1 protein-coding gene is annotated in these 401 nt (G+C 64.3%); it reads right to left on the reverse strand.

Features of this window, described 5'->3' with window-relative positions; genetic code table 11:
• The coding region (locus tag WU80_RS24870; protein WP_156371911.1) for a serine hydrolase domain-containing protein at nt 1-401 on the reverse strand (401 nt) is incomplete at both ends.

A 401-nucleotide genomic window follows, 5' to 3' on the forward strand; every position in this document is an offset into this window, starting at 1 on the left:
CGCAGATCCAACCGAGCACATCTGTTTCACACGAACGGTATTCGAACGGGCCGCCGTGAGAAGCCTTTCGCCGCAAGGTCAGCAGGAAGTCCCGTAGCGTGCCGGGGTTGTCCGGGCGGCTCTTGGGCGCCCAGCCCATCGCCTGGTCGAGGAGATGAATCTCGGCGGCCGGGTCGCCGTAATCCTCCGAGAAGGCGATGCCCGACCTCATGTCCAGCAGGTGACGCACGGTCGCGCCGGCGTAACCGCAATCGGCAAGCGCGGGAATGTATTTCGTGACCGGCGCGGCGAGGTCGATGGCACCGGCCCCGTGCAGAACACCGACCACGGTCGCCACCAGCGACTTGCTCACCGAAAACAGCAGGTGTCGGGTGTCGGGTGCCTGTCTCTTATACACATCT

Source organism: Mycobacterium sp. UM_11, assembly GCF_001414075.1.
Classification (GTDB): Bacteria; Actinomycetota; Actinomycetes; order Mycobacteriales; family Mycobacteriaceae; genus Mycobacterium.